Origin of the sequence: Dehalogenimonas alkenigignens (assembly GCF_001466665.1) — a bacterium.
Classification (GTDB): Bacteria; Chloroflexota; Dehalococcoidia; order Dehalococcoidales; family Dehalococcoidaceae; genus Dehalogenimonas; species Dehalogenimonas alkenigignens.
On record NZ_KQ758903.1, the window covers coordinates 258038 to 273689 of the forward strand.

The 15652-nt window shown below is 59.4% G+C and carries 15 protein-coding genes, 1 tRNA gene, 1 rRNA gene and 1 pseudogene; 12 read left to right on the forward strand and 6 right to left on the reverse strand.

Going from position 1 to position 15652, the window contains the following annotated elements; all coding sequences use genetic code 11:
• Window position 1: 1 nt before the first annotated feature.
• Window positions 2–1033, forward strand: a pseudogene (locus DEALK_RS10200) (recombinase family protein); the annotation flags it as partial.
• A 488-nt stretch (window positions 1034–1521) separates the two neighbouring features.
• On the opposite strand, the gene DEALK_RS01330 reads toward DEALK_RS10200, so the two are convergent.
• A tRNA-Ile gene (locus tag DEALK_RS01330) sits at window positions 1522–1598 on the reverse strand.
• A gap of 193 nt (window positions 1599–1791) precedes the next feature.
• Window positions 1792–3286, reverse strand: a 16S ribosomal RNA gene (locus DEALK_RS01335).
• Window positions 3287–3568: 282 nt separating this feature from the next.
• Here DEALK_RS01335 and DEALK_RS01340 point away from each other — a divergent pair.
• From DEALK_RS01340 to DEALK_RS01360, 5 genes are all read left to right on the forward strand, one after another.
• Window positions 3569–4945, forward strand: coding sequence for a TldD/PmbA family protein (locus DEALK_RS01340; protein ID WP_058438001.1), 1377 nt, complete (start codon window positions 3569–3571; stop codon window positions 4943–4945).
• A gap of 1 nt (window position 4946) precedes the next feature.
• Window positions 4947–6254 carry a TldD/PmbA family protein gene (locus DEALK_RS01345; RefSeq protein WP_058438003.1) on the forward strand — a complete coding sequence of 436 codons (1308 nt, stop codon included), beginning with the start codon at window positions 4947–4949 and terminating at the stop codon, window positions 6252–6254.
• A gap of 73 nt (window positions 6255–6327) precedes the next feature.
• Complete coding sequence (locus DEALK_RS01350) at window positions 6328–7143, forward strand: PAC2 family protein (RefSeq protein WP_244881568.1); 816 nt, start codon at window positions 6328–6330, stop codon at window positions 7141–7143.
• Complete coding sequence (locus DEALK_RS01355) at window positions 7118–8137, forward strand: HEAT repeat domain-containing protein (protein ID WP_058438005.1); 1020 nt, start codon at window positions 7118–7120, stop codon at window positions 8135–8137. Before DEALK_RS01350 ends, DEALK_RS01355 begins: the two co-directional genes overlap by 26 nt.
• A complete protein-coding gene (locus DEALK_RS01360; protein ID WP_058438007.1) occupies window positions 8127–8690 on the forward strand; it encodes a GNAT family N-acetyltransferase in 564 nt (187 codons plus the stop codon). Before DEALK_RS01355 ends, DEALK_RS01360 begins: the two co-directional genes overlap by 11 nt.
• Here the strand turns inward: DEALK_RS01360 and DEALK_RS01365 are convergent.
• Window positions 8687–9118, reverse strand: coding sequence for a MaoC/PaaZ C-terminal domain-containing protein (locus tag DEALK_RS01365; protein WP_058438009.1), 432 nt, complete (start codon window positions 9116–9118; stop codon window positions 8687–8689). The genes DEALK_RS01360 and DEALK_RS01365 overlap by 4 nt on opposite strands.
• The gene (locus DEALK_RS01370; RefSeq protein WP_058438011.1) at window positions 9111–9533 is read right to left on the reverse strand and encodes an FAS1-like dehydratase domain-containing protein; all 423 of its coding nucleotides are present in this window, start codon (window positions 9531–9533) and stop codon (window positions 9111–9113) included. Before DEALK_RS01370 ends, DEALK_RS01365 begins: the two co-directional genes overlap by 8 nt.
• Before the next feature lie 107 nt (window positions 9534–9640).
• On the opposite strand from DEALK_RS01370, the gene DEALK_RS01375 reads away from it, so the two are divergent.
• The gene (locus DEALK_RS01375) at window positions 9641–10396 is read left to right on the forward strand and encodes a methyltransferase domain-containing protein (RefSeq protein WP_058438014.1); all 756 of its coding nucleotides are present in this window, start codon (window positions 9641–9643) and stop codon (window positions 10394–10396) included.
• A gap of 12 nt (window positions 10397–10408) precedes the next feature.
• Here the strand turns inward: DEALK_RS01375 and DEALK_RS01380 are convergent, their stop codons facing one another.
• Window positions 10409–10834 (reverse strand): hypothetical protein, encoded by a 426-nt coding sequence (locus tag DEALK_RS01380; protein WP_058438016.1) that lies wholly within the window; start codon window positions 10832–10834, stop codon window positions 10409–10411.
• Window positions 10835–10891: 57 nt separating this feature from the next.
• Window positions 10892–11329: a hypothetical protein gene (locus DEALK_RS01385; protein ID WP_144437061.1), complete on the reverse strand. Its 438-nt coding sequence runs from the start codon at window positions 11327–11329 to the stop codon at window positions 10892–10894.
• 103 nt (window positions 11330–11432) lie between these two features.
• Between DEALK_RS01385 and mtnA the strand changes: the two genes are divergently transcribed.
• The 5 genes from mtnA (at window position 11433) to DEALK_RS01410 (ending at window position 15647) form a co-directional block, all read left to right on the forward strand.
• Window positions 11433–12446 (forward strand): S-methyl-5-thioribose-1-phosphate isomerase, encoded by a 1014-nt coding sequence (gene mtnA, locus DEALK_RS01390; RefSeq protein WP_058438020.1) that lies wholly within the window; start codon window positions 11433–11435, stop codon window positions 12444–12446.
• A gap of 223 nt (window positions 12447–12669) precedes the next feature.
• Window positions 12670–13536 (forward strand): S-methyl-5'-thioadenosine phosphorylase, encoded by an 867-nt coding sequence (gene mtnP, locus DEALK_RS01395; RefSeq protein ID WP_058440001.1) that lies wholly within the window; start codon window positions 12670–12672, stop codon window positions 13534–13536.
• Window positions 13537–13625: 89 nt separating this feature from the next.
• Window positions 13626–14084 (forward strand): ferritin-like domain-containing protein, encoded by a 459-nt coding sequence (locus tag DEALK_RS01400; protein ID WP_058438023.1) that lies wholly within the window; start codon window positions 13626–13628, stop codon window positions 14082–14084.
• Window positions 14085–14169: 85 nt separating this feature from the next.
• Window positions 14170–15195 carry a uroporphyrinogen decarboxylase/cobalamine-independent methonine synthase family protein gene (locus tag DEALK_RS01405; RefSeq protein WP_058438025.1) on the forward strand — a complete coding sequence of 342 codons (1026 nt, stop codon included), beginning with the start codon at window positions 14170–14172 and terminating at the stop codon, window positions 15193–15195.
• A gap of 71 nt (window positions 15196–15266) precedes the next feature.
• Entirely contained in the window at window positions 15267–15647 is a 381-nt protein-coding gene (locus DEALK_RS01410; protein ID WP_058438027.1) for a hypothetical protein, read from the forward strand.
• Window positions 15648–15652: the final 5 nt, after the last annotated feature.

Below are 15652 nucleotides of genomic sequence, written 5' to 3' on the forward strand. Positions count from 1 at the left end.
TATGAAAGTAGTTCTTTACGCGAGGGTATCATCAGAAAAACAGGACACTGATCTGTCGCTGACAGCTCAGTTGAAAGCATTGAGGGCTTTTGCTAAAGCCAAGGGTTATGAGATCTACAGAGAGTTTGTCGATGAGGCTGAAACCGGCCGCACCACCTCCCGTCCAGCATTTAAGGAGATGATATCGATTGCCAGACGCCAAAGCAAACCATTTCAGATGGTTCTTGTTTGGAAATACTCGAGGTTCGCCAGGTCCCGGGAAGATTCCATAATATTCAAAACCCTGTTGCGTAAAAACGGGGTTCAGGTTGTCTCCATCAACGAGCCCTCAGAAGACACTCCTGTAGGCAGGCTCATGGAAGCAATTATCGAAAGCCTCGACGAATTTTACTCCGACAACTTGGGCGAAGAGGTTACCCGAGGGATGAGGGAAAGCGCCTCTAGAGGCTTTTATCTTTCCTATAGGGCGCCCTATGGATATTCCAAGGTTAGGGTAACCGATGGCGGCAAGGTCAGGACCAGGTTGGAACTGAACGCCGCTCAAGTGCCGATAGTCAAGTTCATCTTCGAATCAGTGGTCTCAAGTAAGGGTGTCGTGGACGTGGTGAGGGAATTAAACGCAAAAGGTGTCCCCAGCGCTAAAGGCAAGAACTGGACTAAGGGCACCATTTATTCCATGCTAACCAATGAGATTTACACAGGAACGGTAGTGTGGGGTCGACACAGTAAACGCGGTGTTGAGCCGGTTAGGGTGCCCGGCGCTTGCCCTGCCATAATCGACATGGAAACGTTCGATGTAACCCAAAGGATGTTGGCATCGAGAGCGCCGAAAGTTGTTCACCCCAGAGTTGTGTCCAGTCGATTCCTGTTAAGCGGTCTGGCAAGATGCGGCTATTGCGGTCGCGCCCTCACCGGGCAGGAAGCCAAGAGCGGCAAGTTTGCATATTACGTCTGTGGCAGCCTAACTAAAAAGGGAGCCGGATCCTGTGACTGCAAATACCTGAGTGTGCCGAAGTTTGAAAAAGCTGTCATTGACGAAATCAGGAAATCAATCCTTACCCAGGACAACCTAATGGAGCTTGCCAAGGCAGCCAGTGAAGAGTGGAATGAGTCCCTGGCTGGTTTTAGGCAGGAGATAGATTCCATCGATGACGGCATTAAAGATACCCAATTGCGGCTATCTAACATCTACGATGCAATAGAATCAGGAAAGATTGAATTGTCTGATCTGGCGCTCCGGATCAAAGAACTCCGCATGCGCCAAGATAAGTTGATCGCACGAAAAGTTGAAATCGAAGCTCAATATTCCGAACATCGGTATGAGGCCTTGGATCCCGTTGAGATGGCGACCTACGTTGAGGATCTGAGATCATTACTTGAAGATGGTGAGATCTGCGAACGGAAAGCTTTCATTAAAGGCTTCGTTAAAGAAATCCGAGTCAAAGGTGATGAAGTTACCGTCGAATACACGCCTCCGTTACCTGACGGCAAGAGGGAAACGGTTCTGGCTATTGAAGGTCATGGTGGGCCATCTTGGTCTCGAACCAAGGACCTCGGTCTTATCAGGACCGCGCTCTAACCAGCTGAGCTAATGGCCCGGGGTGAAACAAGCGAGGTTAATTCTAACCCACGGCCGAGGCCAAAATCAAGCGCCGGCATACTGAAAAAGTCTGTAAAAACAGTTTCACCTTAACCCCTGGATAGCGGAAGGAAAAATTAGGCCAATCTTTACTCCGGCTTGCGCCGGAGACCGACCTAGGAGTGGAGAGCCGAAGCTCTCAAGCTCCCTAGAAAGGAGGTGATCCAGCCGCAGCTTCCGCTACGGCTACCTTGTTACGACTTCGTCCCAATTACCAGTCCCACCTTGGGCGACTGCCCCCCTTGCGGGTTAGCCTATCGACTTCAGGTGTTACCAGCTTTCATGACGTGACGGGCGGTGTGTACAAGGCCCGAGAACGTATTCAACGCGCTATGCTGACACGCGTTTACTAGCAACTCCGACTTCACGCAGGCGGGTTTCAGCCTGCGATCCGAACTGAGGGCGGTTTTGGGGATTAGCTCCCGGTCACCCGGTGGCAACCCATTGTGCCGCCCATTGTAGCGTGTGTGTAGCCCAAGGCATAAAGGCCATGCTGACTTGACGTCATCCCCACCTTCCTCCCCGTTTTGCGAGGCAGTATCGCCAGAGAATATAACTGGCAATAAGGGTTGCGCTCGTTGCAGGACTTAACCATACACCTCACGGCACGAGCTGACGACAGCCATGCAGCACCTGTGATAGCTCCTGATTTGACAGGTCGTTCCCCTTTCGGTTCACTACTTCTAACATGTCAAGCCTTGGTGAGGTTCTTCGTGTAGCATCGAATTAAACCACACGCTCCGCTGCTTGTGCGGGCCCCCGTCAATTCCTTTGAGTTTTAGTCTTGCGACCGTACTCCCCAGGCGGGGTACTTAAAGCGTTAGCTTCGGCACAGAGAGGGTCGATACTCCCTATACCTAGTACCCATAGTTTAAGGCGTGGACTACCAGGGTATCTAATCCTGTTCGCTCCCCACGCTTTCGGGCCTCAGTGTCAGTTTCAGCCTGGAAAATCGCCTTCGCCTCTGGTGTTCCTCCCGATATCTACGCATTTCACCACTACACCGGGAATTCCATTTTCCCCTGCTGTACTCAAGTCCAACAGTATCGGATGACCCCTCCCAGTTGAGCCGGGAGATTTCACATCCGACTTGAAAGACCACCTACGCCCACTTTACGCCCAATAAATCCGGATAACGCTCGCCTCCTACGTATTACCGCGGCTGCTGGCACGTAGTTAGCCGAGACTTATTCCTCAGGTACCGTCATTATTCTTCCCTGAGAAAAGAGGTTTACAACCCGAAGGCCGTCATCCCTCACGCGGCGTCGCTGGGTCAGGCTTTCGCCCATTGCCCAAGATTCCTTGCTGCTGCCTCCCGTAGGAGTCTGGGCCGTGTCTCAGTCCCAGTGTGGCTGACCATCCTCTCAGACCAGCTACCGATCATCGCCTTGGTAGGCCGTTACCCCACCAACTAGCTAATCGGAGACAAGCCCCTCCTCAAGCACCTTGCGGTTTTAGTGATCCTTCTTGTGAAAGAGCACCACATGCGGTATTAGCACTTCTTTCGAAGTGTTATCCCCCACTTAAGGGCAGGTTACTTATCCATTACTCACCCGTTTGCCACTGTCCCTTGCGGGACCGTGCGACTTGCATGCATAAGGCGCGCCGCTAGCGTTCATCCTGAGCCAGGATCAAACTCTCCAGGCTATTTAAACGAATTTACGCTGCAATAAAATTGGCTTTTCCTTCCGCTATCCAGTTGTTAAGGTGCTCCGTCAATCGCTGACGAATTGAAATAATATCATAGCCGTATAATCAGTGTCAAGACCTGGAATTGTGCCCCCCGACGTTCATCCGTACGTCATTCTGGTTTTCATAAAAACAAAGTCCGCCGCCGGGATCCGGTTTTCAAGCGCGGCTCCCTGAATGGAAATTGACACCTTGACCATGCCGCCTTACACTTTAATTATCCCCAGAATAGGAATGAACATGCCAGATATCGATTCCGTCGCCGAGCGCCTCGCCGGCAAATTGAGAAGTTACCGCGCCGACCATATAGAAGTCCGCCTGGAAGAGACCGAATCCTCCGCCGTCTCCTATCGCGGCCGGGAGCTGGAAGCGGCTACCCGCAGCCGGGACGCCGGGGGCAACGTCCGCGCCCTCGTTGACGGCGGCTGGGGCTTTGCCACCTTCAATTCTCTTGAGGCTATCGAAAAACGCATCGCTCAGGCGGTGGAGCAGGCGCGCCTCGCCGGTAAGGCAAAAAGTGAATTCGCCCCGATGCCCCCAGCCTCCGCCGACGTGACCATCGACGCCAAACACGACCCGCGGCGAATCAGCCTGGCTGAAAAAAAGGCCTTGCTCGACGAATACAACCAGACCATCTGGTCAGTATCCGGTCTTCAGACCTCCAGCATCGGCTACGGCGACTCGCGCCGCCGCTGCATCCTGGTCAACTCGGACGGCTCGGTCATCCGCCAGGAGCGCGCCGATATCACCCTGCGGGTCACCGCGGTGGCCGCCGGCTCCGGCGAGGTGCAGCAGTCAGGCATCTCCATGGGCTCCCGCGGCGATTTCGAGGAAATCAAAGGCCTCCACGCCCGGGTCAAAGAGACCGCCGAGCGGGGGGCGGCCCTCCTCAAAGCACCCCAGGCCAGGGGCGGCGAGTACACCGTGGTGCTGGACCCGGTGCTGGCCGGCGTTTTCGTCCACGAAGCCTTCGGCCACCTGTCGGAGGCGGACCACATCTACGAGAATCCCCAGCTCAAGGAAGTCATGGTGCTGGGGCGCGAGTTCGGCGGCGGGCACCTTAATATCATCGACGATGCCACAATCGACAACCTGCGCGGTTCCTATGCCTTTGACGACGAGGGTGTCCCGGGCCAGCGCGTCCACCTCATCCGGGAAGGCAGGCTCTCCGGACGACTGCATTCCCGGGAAACGGCGGCCAAGATGGGCGAGAAGCCATCCGGCAGCGCCCGGGCTATCTCCTTCCGCCACCCGCCCATTGTGCGCATGGCCAATACCTACATCGAGCCGCGTGACGTTACTTTCGACCAGATGATCGGCGATATCAAAGAAGGCATCTACGCCCGCAACTGGTACGGCGGCACGACTTCCATGGAGATGTTCACCTTCTCCGCCGGCGAAGCCTTCATGATCCGGAACGGCCGCGTCGAGGAACTGCTGCGGCCGGTGGTCCTCTCCGGCAATGTCTTCGAGACATTAAAACGAATCGACGCCATCGGCAACGACCTGGAAATGAACCAGGGCGGCGGCTGCGGCAAGGGCGGCCAATCGCCCCTGCCGGTATCCAACGGCTCGCCCCACATCCGCATCCAGAAATGCCTGGTAGGAGGCCGCTAGAATGGCTTACGATTTCGAACGCCTCCTGGAGCGGGCAGCCAGGGTCGCCGAACAAGCCGACCTCTTCATCGTGGATTCCGAGGAAACGCCGGTCCATTTCGAGGCCAACCGCCTCAAGAGTCTGCAGGCCAGGCAGAGTTCCTCCGTCGCCCTGCGCGTAATCAAGGAAGGCCGCCTGGGTTTCGCCGTGTCCACCCGGCCTGACGACGGCGAGAAACTGCTGGAGATGGCCCTGGAGACGGCGCGTTTCGGCCAACAGGTCGATTTTGAACTCCCCGGTCCGGGCGCATACCCTTCGATCGATGTCTACGACAGCGCGGTGCTCGGCGTGCCGACAGCCAGGATGGTTGAACTCGGCGAGCGGATGATCTCGGCGGTCACCGGAAAACACCCCGACGTGCTGTGCGACGGCGGCGTGGAGACCGCCGCGGTTTCGGTGCGGGTGATGAACTCCCGCGGCGCCGACGCCGGCTACCGGAAAACGGTCATGGGGCTCGGCCTCCAGGGGACCCGCGTCCGCGGCACCGATATGCTTTTCGTCGGCGACGACCGGGATGACTGCCGGGTCATTCATGATGTTGATGAGGTTATCAGTAACACCCTGACTCAACTTGAGCGGTCCGGCAGGAATGCCTCGGTCAGGTCGGGGGAACTGCCGGTGCTCTTCACCCCGTCCGGCGTTGTCTCGGCTTTCATCCCGGCGCTGGCCTCAGCCCTGAACGGCAAACTGGTCTTCGAGGGCGCTTCCCCCTTGTCCCGGCGCCTCGGAGAGGTCGTGCTGGATGAAAATTTCTCGCTCTACGACGACGCCGCCATCCCGATGCGCCCCACCTCCCGCCCCTGCGACGACGAGGGCGTGCCCTGCCGCCGCACCCCGCTCATTGAAAACGGCCGCGTCGCCAATTTCTATTACGACCTGAAAACTGCGGCCAAAGCCGGCAAGACCTCCACCGGCAACGGCTCGCGCGGCCGCGGCGGCGCCCCGGCGCCGTCGGTCAACGCCCTGGTGGTGGCCTCCGGTCAGGCGAGTTTCGAATCGCTGTTGTCCGGCATCAAAGAGGGGCTGGTGGTTGAGTATCTGATGGGCGCCGAGCAGGGCAACGTCCTGGGCGGCGATTTTTCGGGCAATGTCCTGCTGGGCTACAAGGTTGAAAACGGCGAGATCGTCGGCCGGGTCAAGGATACGGTGGTCGCCGGCAATGTCTACAAGCTGTTGTCCGGCATCACCGTCGGCGCCGATGCCCGCTGGCAGGGCGGCGTCTTTACCCCCTCGATCTTCTGCCCGGCGGTGCCGGTGGCGGCCAAATGATGCCCGGTTTTGAAGACCGAAGGTATGCCGGCGGGCGGCATTTGGAAATATATAAGCACAGGAGCGTCAACATTTGAGCGGCATCATCAAGATCCACGCCCGTCCCAAGCTTCATGAGCCCAACATGCTGGCCGCCTGGCCCGGCATCGCCAATGTGGCCATGATCACCGGAACCTACCTGGCGCACAAACTTAATCCCAAGCCGCTGGCCGAGGTCATCGCCCCCTATTTTTTTGATCCCATCGGCGTGCTGGTACGGGACAACCTGGTGGAGTCGCCGCAGTTTCCGGAGAGCCGCTTCTTTTACTGGAAGAACAAGCCGGGCAAACGCGACCTGATCCTCTTCCTGGGCGATGACCAGCCGTCCTCCAAGACCTATGAACTGGCGCATGCCGTCATTGATGTCGCCGAGCGCTTCGGCGTCAAACGCCTGTACACCTGCGCCGCCGCCCTGACCCGGATCCATCATTCGGAGCAGCCCAAGGTCTGGGGCGCCGCCACCCGCGATGCCATCCTGGACGACCTTAAGGCGCAGCGGCTGGTCATGGGCGGCGACCTGCAGATCTCCGGCCTGAACGGCCTGTTGCTCGGCGTGGCCAAGGAGCGGCGGCTGGATGCCGTCTGCCTGCTGGGTGAAGTGCCGCACTACGCCTCGCGCTTCCCCAACCCCACCGCCGCCCTGGCCATCGCCGAAGCGATGCAGAAGATGCTGGACATTGAAGTTGACCTGGCTGAACTCAAGGAACAGGCGGCTGAGGCCGCCGGCCGTCTCAAAGAGATGACCGCCGAGGCCATGGGCGACTATATAGACTATTTCACTGAACCCATCTGGGAGCGGGGTGAGAATGAGGAGGAGGAAGAGGATGGCAGCCCCGGGTCGCAAAACTAAGCCTGAGAAACCATCATTCCAAAGCGTCATCCAGAAGCTGACGCAGGGAGACCGGAAGCTGTCGAGTACCGACATCGCCGCCCTGTCATTGGCGGCGCCGCAGGACCAGGCGCTTTTCAAGGAACGCTGGCCGGATATCGCCGCCGAGGTCAAGGCCGGCCTCCTGGGACGCATGGAGGAACTGGCTGAGGGCGACGCCACGCTGGATTTCTCCGCCCTCTACCGCGTCATGCTGGCCGATCCCCTGCCGGCGGTGCGCGCCGCCGCCCTGCGGGGCTTGTGGGAGTCCGAGGACCCCACGCTCATCCGAAAACTCATCCCCGTTATGCAGTCCGATCCGGATGCCGGGGTGCGCGCCGCCGCGGCGGAGGCGCTGGGCAAATTCGCCATGCTGGCCGAACACGGCAAGCTGCGCCCGGAGACTGAAGAACTGCTGGCGGCAAGCCTGCTCGGCGTTTTCAGCGACGCCGGGGAGGAAACCGCGGTGCGACGGCGGGCGCTGGAAGCGGCTGCCTACCTGTCGCGGCACGAGGTCAGGCAGGCGATCACCGACGCTTATGATTCCGGCGACCCGGAACTCAAGGCGGCCTCCCTGTTCGCCGTCGGCCGTAATTTGGACTCGTCGTGGCTGGAAACACTGCTGGATGAGACGACCGCCGAGCTGCCGGAGATCCGCTACGAGGCGGCGGCGGCCCTCGGTGAATACGAAGACGAGCGGGCGGTGCCCTGCCTCATACGGCTTACCGCGGATTGCGATGCCGAGGTCCGGCTGGCCGCCATCACCGCGTTAGGCAAGGTCGGCGGGAAATTGTCCAAAGCCCACCTGGAGGAACTCACCCGGTCTGAGGATGAGGCGGTTAGGGAGATGGCCGCCGAGGCGCTGGAAGACCTGGCGGAAGCCGCCGGCTTGCTTTCCGGCGAGATCGAGACCGTCAGGCCGGTTGACGCCGAAGAGGAAGAGCGGTATTGGGACGGGGAGACGTATGCCGGCTGAACTGCCGAAAGTAAACCTCCGGCCGAAGCGCCTGGAGGATGCCGAGCTTGATTACCAGTGGCAGACCGACCCGGAGTTCGCCAGCCTCCACGCCAAGGAAGCCGTTACCCTGTCGTTCGCCCAGTTCCAGGAAGAGTACGCCGAGGTCTTCAAGAACCGCTGGCCGGGGCGGCTCCATTTCGCCATCGAGACCGAACAGGGCCTCTGCATCGGTGACTGCGCCTGTCACAACATCAGGCATGACGAAGCCGAGGGGGAGGTGGGCATCAATATCGCCCGCCGCGAATACTGGGGGAAGGGCTACGGCGCCGCCGCTTTATCCCAGTTCGTCGAGTACATCTTTTCCTGCACCGGCCTGAAGAAGCTTAAGCTGCGCACCCTGGAAGGCAACCTCCGGGCGCAGCGGAGCTTCATCCGGGCCGGTTTCCGGCCTGCCGGCGTTCTCGAAGACGGGGGTCATCGCTTCCTGCGCATGGAACTGTCCCGCGAGGAATGGCTGAAAATGACCGGCCACCATGACCGGATGCCGGCCGATTCCGCTGAAGAGAGCTAAACCGGCCGCCGGGGCAGTTCGACGACGGCGGTTCCGGTCACCGTCTTCTCCCCCCTCGGGTTCTCCGCCCAGATGGACAGGGTTACCAACCCGTCACCCGCCTCCGATTTCCTGGCGACGACGCCGCGCAGCAGCAGCTTTTCGCCTGGGAAAGTCATCGCCTTGTAGCTGACCGAGTGCTTCTTAAGCGAACCGGCTGGCCCCAGCCAGTCGGTGACCAGCTGTATCAGGCAGGACGAGACCAGCTGCCCGTGGACGACAATGCCCGGCAGCCCCCTGGCGGCGGCGGCTTCCCGGTCGTAATGGATGGGATTGAAATCACCGGAAGCCCCGGCGTACATCACCAGTTGCCTCGGCGTGGGCAATTTTTCCAGCGCCGGCAACTCGGCTCCGACGGCGGTATCCTCGAAGTACGGGGTGTCAGCCATTTTTCTGCACTATGGCCGTCTGGCGGCAGGCCGCCACTGGCTGACCGAGTTGATTGGTGTAAGCGGCGTCGACGTTGACGAAAACCATCGTCTTGCCGCCGGAGACGCGCTCGCGCGCTGAAGCGATCCTGGCCTTCATCGTGACGCTGTCCCCCAGGCGCGCCGGCTGGAAAAACTCGACCTCGGTAGCCCCGTGCAGCACCGCCACCTCATCAGCGGAAGCCAGCATTTCGTAGACGCGGTCGAACCCCAGCGCCGGGATCAGCGACGGCGGCGCCTCGGTTTGCCAGCGCGGGGACCGGTCGCCGACCGCCGCGGCAAAACGCCGGATGAGCGTCCCGTCGATATCGAAAGACATGACCGGCAGCTCAAATCCCGCTCTGTCCTTGAGTTCGTTGAAGGGGATGCGTTCCACCGGAATAGATTAGCGAACCGCCGAGCCAGTGTCAAAACGGCGCTCAAAATGTGCTATCATCACCGCGGTGAAAATAATGGCTGAAAATATGCGGCGGGATACCGGCGATGCCGGATAATGCCGCTCGTTTCTCCAGCAGGGTTGCCGACTATGTAAAATACCGGCCCTCGTATCCGGCGTCATTCCTGCATTACCTTGCCGCCGAGGTCGGCTTCGGTCCGGAATCCGTGGTGGCCGATATCGGCGCCGGCACCGGCATCCTGTCTAAGCCCCTTGCCGGGCAGGTGAAGCAAGTTTTCGCCGTTGAGCCGAATGCGGAAATGCGCCTGGCCGCCCTGGAATACTGCAAAAATATCCCGAACATCGAGATTATCGATGGCGCCGCCGAAGCCGCGGGCCTGCCGGACGGCAGCGTCGATTTCATCACCGCCGCCCAGGCCTTTCACTGGTTCCGGCTCGATGAAGCCCGGCAGGAATTCCGCCGCATCCTGCGCCCCGGCGGTAAAGTGGTTCTCGTCTGGAACGTCAGAGGTGTCACCGCCCCTTTCGGCGCGGAGTACGAGGCGCTGGTCAGGCAGCACTGCCTGGAATACCTCGGCTCAGGCGGCGGCTCGGGTGAAACTCTGCCTTACCGGTTATTCTTCAAGGACGGCTGCTACCAGCACGGGGACTTCCCCAATGACCGCCGCCTGGATCTGGAGACCCTTATCGGCTATTCGCTGTCCACTTCTTACGCTCCGGTTAAAGGCGATTCCGCCTACCCCCGGTTCATCCAGGACCTGGTGGATGTCTTCAACAAGTATGCCGAAAACGGTACGGTGCTGCTGGCAACGACGGCGCAGAGCTATGTCGGCGAGGTGTGATCCGTACCGGCTTTAACCTTCGTTCATAATGACTGACAAGCCGAATCCGATGCACCCGCCGAAAAAAGCGGCGACACCGCTGTCGAACAGCGTCATCCCGAGTCCGGCATTGATCAAACCGAAGGCTGAAGCGGTGACGTGGACAACAAAGCTGGCGGTAAATCCCAGCACCGCCCCCGCCGCGGTGTTGAGCACCGGGAAAAAATTGAAGGACTCGGTCTTGTTCCGGGTTCTGGCAACAGCGTATACAAAGTAGGCGGCGGTGAACACAGCCAGCCCGACGCTGGCTCCGGCGGCGATGGTGTAATTGTGATAAGGCAGTTCATCCACGTGAAAATCCGGCTGCTTTGCCGAACCAATGGATAAAAATCCGGCCAGGGCGCCGTATCCGGCGCAGATTATCGCCAGTAATACAACAGGGATAAACCTCTTTTGCATCAGACAGCATTGTACCACGGGCCACGCTCTAAGAAAGCCCACTAGGCCGCAAACTGGCTAGTTATTCTCGTTGATAACAACAGCCGCCAGCAGTCCAATCCCACCACCGAAAAACGCGGCAATTCCGCTGTCAAGCACCACGGCGCCCGTACTGCTGGCAAGCAGCCCAAATTCCTCGGCAAAAAAGTGGGTCGTTGCCGTGGCACCAGCGCCGATGGCGATGCCGGTGAACGTATTAAGGATGTAAAAGAAATTGTATGTATCGGCCTTGCCATTGTTCATTGCTTGCCTGTAGAAACCATACGCCAGGATAAATCCCAGCAAACCGATGCCCGCGTCGGCAGCAATCGCGAAATTATGATACGACATCGGGTTGAACATCAGGTTGGGGGCTTTAACCTGGGTTGCGAAAAAATAAGCGATAAAAGAACCGTACGCCACACAGACAAGGATCAGTAAGACCATTCTCAAGATTTTCGTGCTTATTTTCGTCATCAGCCTCATTATACCTCTCGGTTCAAGTGTTCATCGCCGTCGTTTCACCTTGCGCCTGTCTCATCCTCTGCTATAATGACCTAATCCCGCTGTCGGGGGTGATATGACCGCCATCAGACCTGTGGAATGGCTCGGCGACCGGCTGATGATCATCGACCAGACCCGGCTACCGCAGCACGAGGTTTACCTGGAGCTGGCCGACGTCCACCAGGTGGCCGAAGCTATCAGGAGCCTCAAAGTCCGCGGCGCGCCGGCTATCGGCGTGGCCGCCGCCTACGGCATCGCCCTCGGCGCCCAGCAGATCGAGACCCGCGACCCTGAAAAGTTCCGCCGGGAATACCAGTCGGTATCCGCCGAGATCGCGGCGACACGGCCCACCGCCCGCAACCTGTTCATGGCCGTGGAACGCCTGGCGGCGGCGGTCGGCAAAGCCGGCGGCGTCATCGAGGCCAAGGAGGCTGTCGTCGACGAGGCGGAAAAGATCCACTCCGAGGAAATTGAGGCGACCCGGAAAATCGCCGAATTCGGCGCTGCCCTGGTTAAAGACGGCGATACCATCCTGACCCACTGCAACACCGGGCCGCTGGCCACCACCGGCCGCGGCACCGCCCTGGGCGTCATCATCGAGGCCTACCGGCAGGGTAAAAGAATTGAGGTACTGGCAACCGAGACCCGGCCGCTGTGTCAGGGGGCGCGCCTCACCGCCTGGGAGCTGAAGCGGGAGAAGGTGCCCTTCCGCCTGATCACCGACTCCATGGCTGGCCATTTCCTCAAGGAAAGCCGGGCGGACTTGGTTGTTGTTGGCGCCGACCGGATCGCCCGCAACGGCGACGCGGCCAACAAGATCGGCACCTACTCCATCGCCGTACTGGCCAGGGAGAACGGCGTGCCGTTCTATATCGCCGCGCCGTCGTCGACTTTCGACGAGAGGATAGCGACTGGCGCCGAGATCGTCATCGAGGAACGCTCGGCCGACGAGGTCACCCACCTCTACGGCAAGCGCACCGCGCCGGAAGGGATAGAGGTCTGCAACCCCGCCTTCGACGTCACCCCGGCCCGCTACATCACCGGCTTCATCACCGAACAAGGCGTGACCGCTCCGCCGCTAAAAATATAGTGCCGAAAACGACAAAAGCCACTTGACAGCCATGGGGAACTAGTGTGCTATAATCTCCTGAAATTTTTCAGGCGCTAGGGATAGCAGGAAAATCGTTTATGTTTTTGACCAATATCGAACCCAAACGCGAGTCATTGAATTCCAAACGCGCCGCCCGGTAATCGTTTCCGGGAAAAAGGCTTCTTTTCAGATGAAACAAAAACAAAACTGGGAGGAAAAGGGCATGACCGACGCCGTGAAACTGGCCGTCATCGGCGGCACCGGGCTCTACGACATTGAGGGGCTGACCGCCAAAGAGGAACTCGACATCGATACTCCTTACGGCAGACCTTCCGACGTCATCGTCACCGGCGAGCTGTCCGGCGTCCGCGTCGCCTTCCTGCCTCGTCACGGCCGCGGCCACCGCATCATGCCCACCGACATCCCGGTACGGGCCAACATCTGGGCTTTGAAGAGCCTCGGCGTGGAGCATATCATTGCCATCAATTCGGTCGGCAGCTTCAAGAAAGACATCGCCCCCGGCCATCTGCTCATCCCCGACCAGCTCATCGACCGTACCTCGCGCCGGGTGAATAGCTTTTTCGGCGACGGCGTGGTAGCCCACATCGGCTTTGCCGAGCCCTTCTGCCCGAATATGAGGCAAATCCTGACCGGCTGCGCCCGGGAGGCCGGTGCTGCGGTCCACGACGGCGGCACCTACGTGGTTATGGAGGGGCCGGCCTTCTCCACCCGGGCGGAGTCCCGGCTGCACCAGTCCTGGGGCGCCGATGTCATCGGCATGACCGCCCTGCCGGAAGCCAAGCTCGCCCGCGAGGCCGAGATATGCTACGGCATCATCGCCTGCTCCACCGACTACGACTCCTGGCATGAGGAAGAAACGCCGGTATCCGTCGACATGATCATCTCGACGCTAAAGGCGAACATGGAAGTCAGCAAGCGCATCATCAAACTGGCCGCCGCCCGGCTACCGCCATCCAGGCGCTGCGCCTGCCCCGATGCCCTGAAGAACGCCATCGTCACCGACCCGGCAGCCATCGCCCCTGACCGTAAGGAGCACCTGAAGCTTATCATCGGCAAATACATACGCTGAACCACAGCGGAGCCTGAGCCGGCGATGGTACTCTTTGCGCCGTCCGGCGGCTGGAGTAAAATAAGGGAAATTCTTAAGGAGCCGGAACGATGACCAAGGCTAAGGCTGGACCCGCGCCGGAGAACCTGGAAGTCATCAGCCTGCTGAACCAGGTACTCAAGCTGGAGTACACCATCGTCATCCATCTACCGCGGATCACCGCCGCCTTTCACGACCGTGAGATCCGGGACAAGGTACTGCACCTCTCCAGCGCCTCGGTAAAACACGCCGATGAAGTTGCCACCGCAATCGAAAAGCTGGGGGGCAAGGCGGAGTGGGACTTCGAACCGTTCCCTGATGACGGCGACCTGATTAAGATGTTCGAAATGCAGGTCGCCAAAGAGGATGAAGCACACCGCCTTCACCTGGAGTGCGCCCGGTTGGCGCCGGGCCTGACCATGAAAGAGCAATTCCGTAAAATGGCCAAGGATGAGGAATGGCACGCCTCGGTTGCCCGCACCGTGCTCAGCTATTTGAAAACCAGCAGACCGCCAGGCATCCAGCCGTAACGGCGTCCGACTGTTTCCCGGCCGATGTGTCGCCATCCTGCTGTTTATGGTTTAATATGGTACAGTCACCCCTCGCGGAGCAAAGATGACCAACACCGAATTCAACCTAATGCCTACCATCATCGGAAGCATGCCTCACCGGGACCCGGCGGCGGCTTGCAGGGTCATCTCCCGCTACCTGACGGAATTGCCGGCCTGGCCGCAGCTCCCCCGCCGCGACTGGCGGGAACTGATGACCGCCCAGTATTCGGAAGGCTTCCCGGGTATTGATATTACCGAAGATAGAATCACCGCCCGCAGACCGGAAGGCTGGGACGATCAACTGATCGCGCTGTACGGGGATTATATCGCCTCTGAACCGGCCAGGTACGCCATTAGCTCTGAATTCGCCGCCGGATTTCACTCATTTTTGACTGCCCATCCTGCCGCTTCCAAGGGCGTCAAAGGGCAGGTGGTGGGACCGGTTACCTGGGGCTTATCGGTTAAGGATGAGTTGGACACGCCCGCCGTGTACGATGAAGTCCTGGCGGAAGCATCGGCAAAGCTGCTGTGCTTGAAAACTATTTGGCAAGAAGCTCTGCTGCGGGAAATATCTCCCCGCACCGTGATATTCATTGACGAACCAGCCTTATCTTCGTTTGGCTCGGCCTACCTGCCGCTGTCCAAAGAAATAATTCAGGCCCTCTTGACCGAACTTCTCGGTTCTATCAAGGGAGTCAAGGGCATCCACTGCTGCGGTAATACCGATTGGACTCTGCTGACCGAAACGTCGGCTGATGTCATCAGCTTCGACGCCTACAACTACGCCTCTTCATTAGCCCTCTACCCGGAAGAGGTCTGCCGCTTCATTCTGCGAGGCGGCGGCATCGCCTGGGGCATCGCTCCCAACACCGACAAGGGTATCCAGGAGGAGAGTTCCTCCAGCCTCAAGGACCGGCTGGAGGAGGCTATGGCGCCTTTCACCCGCCAGGGTCTGGAGTTCCGCCAAATCCTGCGCCACAGTATCATCACTCCCAGCTGCGGTATGGCTTATATGAGCGAGGAAGGCGCCGAAAGGCTGCTGGAACTCATGGTTGAGTTGACGCACAAGATGAGGGAGAGATATCTTTAACCTACCGCCATTTAATCCATAGGTCTTGGTCGGACCTCAAAATACTTAGTTGATCGAAAGGGGCATCAGAGGTGAACAAAAAAAGCCGCGTCGCCCAAATGAAGCACCGCCGGCGCAAGGAGACTCTAAAGGAGCGCGCCAGGGCCGCAAATCCGGCCGCCAGAGCGGCGGCGCCGGTCCGCACCAAGTATGAAATTGAAGAAACGCCGGCCGCCGCGGCGATAAAAGCATCCAAACCCAAAGCCGCCGCTCCGAAGAAGATCGCCGAAGCCAAGCCCGAGGTCGCGGAAGCCGCCGCCGAAGTCAAGACCAAAGCTGCCGCCAAGCCTAAGACCGAAGCCCCGGCCGCCGAGGCCAAGCCGAAGACGACCAAGCCTAAACCTGAAGCCGCAGCTGAAGATAAGCCTAAAGCCGCCAAACCCAAAGCCACCAAGGCGCCCCCTGCGGAGTAACGCCT

Excerpts from the sequence above, each read along its gene's own strand:
- DEALK_RS01340 (WP_058438001.1), top strand. The coding sequence starts at position 3,569 with ATGCCAGATATCGATTCCGTCGCCGAGCGCCTCGCCGGCAAATTGAGA.
- DEALK_RS01345 (WP_058438003.1), top strand. The coding sequence starts at position 4,947 with ATGGCTTACGATTTCGAACGCCTCCTGGAGCGGGCAGCCAGGGTCGCC.
- DEALK_RS01355 (WP_058438005.1), top strand. The coding sequence starts at position 7,118 with ATGGCAGCCCCGGGTCGCAAAACTAAGCCTGAGAAACCATCATTCCAA.
- DEALK_RS01360 (WP_058438007.1), top strand. The coding sequence starts at position 8,127 with ATGCCGGCTGAACTGCCGAAAGTAAACCTCCGGCCGAAGCGCCTGGAG.
- DEALK_RS01365 (WP_058438009.1), bottom strand. The coding sequence starts at position 9,118 with ATGGCTGACACCCCGTACTTCGAGGATACCGCCGTCGGAGCCGAGTTG.
- DEALK_RS01375 (WP_058438014.1), top strand. The coding sequence starts at position 9,641 with ATGCCGGATAATGCCGCTCGTTTCTCCAGCAGGGTTGCCGACTATGTA.
- DEALK_RS01380 (WP_058438016.1), bottom strand. The coding sequence starts at position 10,834 with ATGCAAAAGAGGTTTATCCCTGTTGTATTACTGGCGATAATCTGCGCC.
- DEALK_RS01385 (WP_144437061.1), bottom strand. The coding sequence starts at position 11,329 with ATGACGAAAATAAGCACGAAAATCTTGAGAATGGTCTTACTGATCCTT.
- mtnA (WP_058438020.1), top strand. The coding sequence starts at position 11,433 with ATGACCGCCATCAGACCTGTGGAATGGCTCGGCGACCGGCTGATGATC.
- mtnP (WP_058440001.1), top strand. The coding sequence starts at position 12,670 with ATGACCGACGCCGTGAAACTGGCCGTCATCGGCGGCACCGGGCTCTAC.
- DEALK_RS01400 (WP_058438023.1), top strand. The coding sequence starts at position 13,626 with ATGACCAAGGCTAAGGCTGGACCCGCGCCGGAGAACCTGGAAGTCATC.
- DEALK_RS01405 (WP_058438025.1), top strand. The coding sequence starts at position 14,170 with ATGACCAACACCGAATTCAACCTAATGCCTACCATCATCGGAAGCATG.